This is a genomic window from Ramlibacter sp. (assembly GCF_035706265.1).
Taxonomy (GTDB): domain Bacteria; phylum Pseudomonadota; class Gammaproteobacteria; order Burkholderiales; family Burkholderiaceae_C; genus Ramlibacter.
Genome location: NZ_DASSVG010000143.1, coordinates 1 through 4,552, shown reverse-complemented (window position 1 = coordinate 4,552; position 4,552 = coordinate 1). Strand labels below are relative to the sequence as shown.

Here is a 4,552-nt window from a genome sequence, read left to right as displayed (position 1 = left end):
TCACGGTAGTGAGCTTCGGCCTGTTCGCGCTGGCGGTGCGGCCGTTCGGCATCCGCCTGCTGTGAGGCGGATGCCGGGGCCGGTGCGGGCGGCTCCGCTCAGAAGCTGAAACCGAGCCCGACCAGCGCCATCGTCTCGCCGCGGTTGGGGTCGTGCAGGCCGCCGTTGGAGATGTGGCGGATCGCCAGGCTCACGTGCTCGAACTGCAGTCCCAGCGTGCTCACGAACTGGTAGTGCGAGGACAGCGCCTGGGTGGTGTGGTTGGTGCCGGCGAGCTGCAAGCTGAAGAACACCGGGTGGTACCAGGCACGCTCGTCGGTGGTGCGCAGGCGGGCACCGGCGGCGGCCAGCGCCACCGAGGGGCGCGCGTTGTAGCGCTCGTAGCCGTACTTGCTGATGCCGCGGCCATCGATCCAGCCGAGCGAGACATCCGGCGCCCAGGTGAAGCGGCTGGCGCCGAGCGGGTGAGCGTCGAACACCGCCTCGACGAAGGCGGTGTTGGTGCCGTAGGAATCCATGTAGCTGCGGCCGCCCTGCACCTCGATGCGGGTGGCGGCATGGCTGATCGCGGGGGCGCCCAGCAGCACGGCGGCGAGCGCGCCGGCGAGGCGGCGCTGGCGGGAATAGGGGGATGGCACGGGAGGGGTCCTTGCGAAGGGGATGTTTCTGGACCCGAGAGTTTAATACCGCGTCGTGCAGCGCCAGTGAAAAACCGCATGTCGCCGACCGAACGCAGCGTTCGGCCGGCGACACACTGACCCCTCAGTGGCGACGCAGGTCGGCGCTGTCCAGGTCGAGCGCGTCCTTGCCGACCTGGCCGGCGGCCGGATAGGCCTTGCGCAGCTCGGCACCGAACTGTGCGGCATCGCCGACCACCACCACGTGGCGGCCGTCGCGGCCGAGCTGGCTGGCTGCATAGGCCTGGATCTGCGCCGGCGTCACCGCCTCCACCGCCGACACGTAATGGCCCACCTCGGCCAGGTCCACGCCGTACACCGCCAGTTCGCCGACCTCGCGCGCCAGCCCTGCCGTGGTTTCCAGGCTGCGCCCGTAGGCGCCGACCAGGGTGGCCTTGCGGGCGGCCAGTTCGTCCGCCGCTACCGGGGTGCTGCCGAGGCGGTCGAATTCGCCCTGCATCAGCCCCACCACCTGGATCGCCGATGGGTTCTTGGTCTGTGCCGAGGCCAGCCACAGGCCGCCGTCGCGGCGCGGGTCGAAGCTGCTGCTGGCGCCGTAGGACAGGCCGCGCTTGATGCGGATCTCTTCGTTGAGCCGCGCCGAGTACGAGCCGCCCAGCACCGCGTTGGCGACGGTGCCGACGTAGTAGCCGGCGTCGCGCCGGCTCGGCGCGGCATGCGCGGCCACCACGCCGGCCTGGCCACCGCCGGGCTGGTCGATCACCAGCACCGCGGGCAGGTCGCCGTGGCCACGTGCCGCGGGCGCGGCGGGCAGCGGCGCGGCCGGCCGTGTCCAGTCGCCGAAGCGTGCCTGCGCCAGCGCAAGCGCCTGGGCGGGCGTGACGTCGCCGGTGAGCACCAGCACGGCGTTGTCCGGGCGGTACAGTGCCCGGTGCAGCTGCTGCACGTCGGCACGGGTGACCTGCTTGAGCGACGCCGGCGTGCCGCCGCGCGAGTGGCCGTAGGCGCCGTCGCCGAACACCGCGCGCGAGGCGGCCAGCGAGGCCAGTGCGGTGGGCCGGCTCAGGGTCAGCTGCAGATCGTCCAGTGCCTGCGTCCGCGCGCGGTCCAGCTCGTCCTGCGCCAGCGTGGGCCGACGCACCACGTCGGCGAGCAGGCCGAGCGCGTCGTCCAGCTTCGGCGTGGTGACGGTGATGCCCACGCCGCTCTCGTCCCAGCCGCCGAAGGCGTCCAGCGAGCCGCCCAGTGCCTCGGCTGCCGCCGCCAGCTCCGGCGCGCTGCGCCCGGCCGCGCCCTTGGTCAGCAGGCCGGCGGTGAGGCTGGCCAGCCCGGCGCGGCCGGGCGGGTCCATCTCGCCGCCGCGGCGGATCAGCAGGCGCGCGGTGACCAGCGGCAGGCCGGCGCGCCGCACGCTGACCACCTCCAGCCCGTTGGCCAGGGTCTGGCGCACCGGGGTGGGGATGTGCAGCGCCGGGGCGGGCCCGGGCGGCGGCGGGGTGGTCGGGAAGTCGGCGGCCCCGGCCGGGGCGGCGCAGGCGGCAGCGATCAGCGCGGCCAGGGTCAAACGGTGCATCGTGCGGTTCATTTCGTCGCTCCCTGGCCGGTCGCCGCGGGGGCCTGGGCCTGCGGCAGGTAGTCGATGGTGACGCTGTGCGCGCCGGTGACGTAGCGGCGCAGCACGCGCTGCACATCCTCGGCGCTCACCCGCTGCAGCGCGGCCAGGTCGGTGTTGACGCGGGCCGGATCGCCCTCGGTCAGCGTCGCCTGGCCCAGCGCGAAGGCCAGCCCCATCGGGGTCTGGCGCTGCTCCAGTTCGCGGGTCAGCAGCTGGGTCTTCACCTTGGCCAGCTCGTCGGCCGGGATCGGCTGCGTGGCCAGTCGCGCGATCTCGTCACGCAGCACCTTCTCCGCTTCGGCCGGCTGGTGCCCGCTGGCGAGGATCGCGTAGGCGGTGAACAGCCCGGGGCCGACGCGCGCGTCCACGTCGGCGCCGGCCTGCTGGGCGATCTGCGTGCGGTACACCAGCGCCTGGTAGAGCCGCGAGGAGTCGCCCTGCGACAGCAGCGCCGCGGCCACCTGCAACGCGATGGTGTCCGGCGACGGCGCCGGCGGCAGCAGCCAGGTCATCGCGATCGCCGGCAGCGGTGCGGTGGCGCTGGTCTCGGTGTAGCGCTTGTCGGCGGTGCGCGCCGGTTCCACCGCGGTCACCTGCGGCACCGGTGTGGCGGGCCGGGGGATCCAGCCGAAATACGCGTCGACCCAGGCGTCGAGCTGCTTCGGATCGAAGTCACCGGCGACGATCAGCGTGGCGTTGTCCGGCCGGTAGTAGGTCTTGTGGAAGGCGATCACGTCGTCCAGCGACGCGGCCTCCAGGTTCTCGATGTTGCCGATGGTCGGGCGCTGGTACGGGTGCACCGCGTACGAGTGCGGGTCGATCGCGTTGAACAGCTTGCCGTAGGGGTTGGCCAGCACGCTCTGGCGATATTCCTCCTCCACCACGGCGCGCTCGGAGGCGAAGTTCTTCTGGTCGACGTTGAGGTTGGACAGCCGCTCGGCCTCGGCCCACAGCAGGGTGCGCAGGTGGTTGGCCGGCACGATCTCGTAGTAGTTGGTGATGTCGCCGCCGGTGGAGGCGTTGTTGGCGCCGCCGACGTCCTCGGTGAGCCGGTCCATCTGCTCGGCGTGCATGTGCGCCGTGCTCTTGAACATCAGGTGCTCGAACAGGTGGGCAAAGCCGGAGCGGCCGGCCGGATCGTCCTTGGAGCCGACGTGGTACCACATCTGCACGGTGACGGTGGGGCTGGCGTGGTCTTCCACGCTGATCACCTCCAGGCCGTTGGCCAGGGTGCGCTGGTGGAAATCGATCGGTGGCACGGCGAGCTCGGCAGCGGCCAGCGGGGCGGATGCCCCCGCGGCCAGCAGCAGGAGCGGGGCGAGCCGGACGATGGCCCGCAGGCGATGGCGCATGGCGGAACTCCTTCCTGGATGGTCCGCGCACCATAGCAAGCCGCCACGGGGTCGGCGGCGTGACTTTCGGCCCATCCGCGACCGATCGGCGGCGGCGCGCTCAGGCCGTGCGGTGCGGCAGCCCGGGCCGCCCGCGGCGGGCGAACCAGCGCGCCAGCCGGCCCTGCGCCGGCTCACCGAAATAGGCCCGCGTACGGGCACTGAAGGTGGCCCAGCCGAACATCCCCAGCAGGCCCAGCATCAGCACCGGCCCGACCGCGCTGCCACCGGGCGCGCCCGCCGGCGCCGCGGCCATCGCCGCCAGCTGGCCCAGCGCCGGAAGACCCAGCACGAGGGCGAACACGCCGAAAAGCACGAAGCGTGCGCGCCGCTTCTTCCGCAGCAGCCGGATCGCGAAGGTGAGCAGCACGGCACCAAGCAGCATCATCGCGATGCCCACCACCGGCCCCTTGCCGCCCACTTTCTCGCCCAGCTTCGGGATCACCGCCACCGCCAGGCCACCAAGCACCTGCACGGTGCCCAGCGCCACGCTGCCGATCGCCCACCACTTGAGCCGGTTCGGCATCAGGCCCTGCGCGTGGCGGGCCAGCCGGTCGTGGTCGAACAGGTAGATCGCCGGCGTGCTGAGCAGGGTCAGCAGCTGCGACACCAGCAGGCCACCGACGATGGCGATCCCCAACGGTTGGCGCATCTCCGCGCCGATGCCGAAGCCGATCGCCAGCGGCAAGGCCGCGCCCAGCGCCACCAGCGTGGTCATGGTGATCGGGCGGAAGCGCACCAGTGCCGCCTCGCGGATCGCCTCCGGCGGGCTCAGCCCGCGCTCGCGCTCGCCGACCAGGGCGAAGTCCACCATCAGGATCGCGTTCTTCTTCACGATGCCGATCAGCATCAGGATGGCGATGATCGCCATCAGCGAGAGCTGGGTCTGCGTGACCAGCATCGCCAGG

4 protein-coding genes are annotated in these 4,552 nt (G+C 72.4%); all 4 read right to left on the bottom strand.

What is annotated here, in order from left to right:
- Window positions 1-98 precede the first annotated feature (98 nt).
- A complete protein-coding gene (locus VFM98_RS05745; RefSeq protein WP_325108942.1) occupies window positions 99-638 on the bottom strand; it encodes an acyloxyacyl hydrolase in 540 nt (179 codons plus the stop codon).
- 124 nt (window positions 639-762) lie between these two features.
- Window positions 763-2,211, bottom strand: coding sequence for a pitrilysin family protein (locus VFM98_RS05740; protein ID WP_325108941.1), 1,449 nt, complete (start codon window positions 2,209-2,211; stop codon window positions 763-765).
- Between the two features lie 8 nt (window positions 2,212-2,219).
- Window positions 2,220-3,605 carry a pitrilysin family protein gene (locus tag VFM98_RS05735; RefSeq protein WP_325108940.1) on the bottom strand — a complete coding sequence of 462 codons (1,386 nt, stop codon included), beginning with the start codon at window positions 3,603-3,605 and terminating at the stop codon, window positions 2,220-2,222.
- Window positions 3,606-3,705: 100 nt separating this feature from the next.
- Window positions 3,706-4,552: efflux RND transporter permease subunit (locus VFM98_RS05730; RefSeq protein ID WP_325108939.1), on the bottom strand; the 847-nt coding region annotated here is incomplete at its 5' end.

Bases quoted from the DNA above. Each gene is read 5' to 3' on its own strand.
- VFM98_RS05735 (WP_325108940.1), bottom strand. From the start codon at position 3,605: ATGCGCCATCGCCTGCGGGCCATCGTCCGGCTCGCCCCGCTCCTGCTG.
- VFM98_RS05740 (WP_325108941.1), bottom strand. From the start codon at position 2,211: ATGCACCGTTTGACCCTGGCCGCGCTGATCGCTGCCGCCTGCGCCGCC.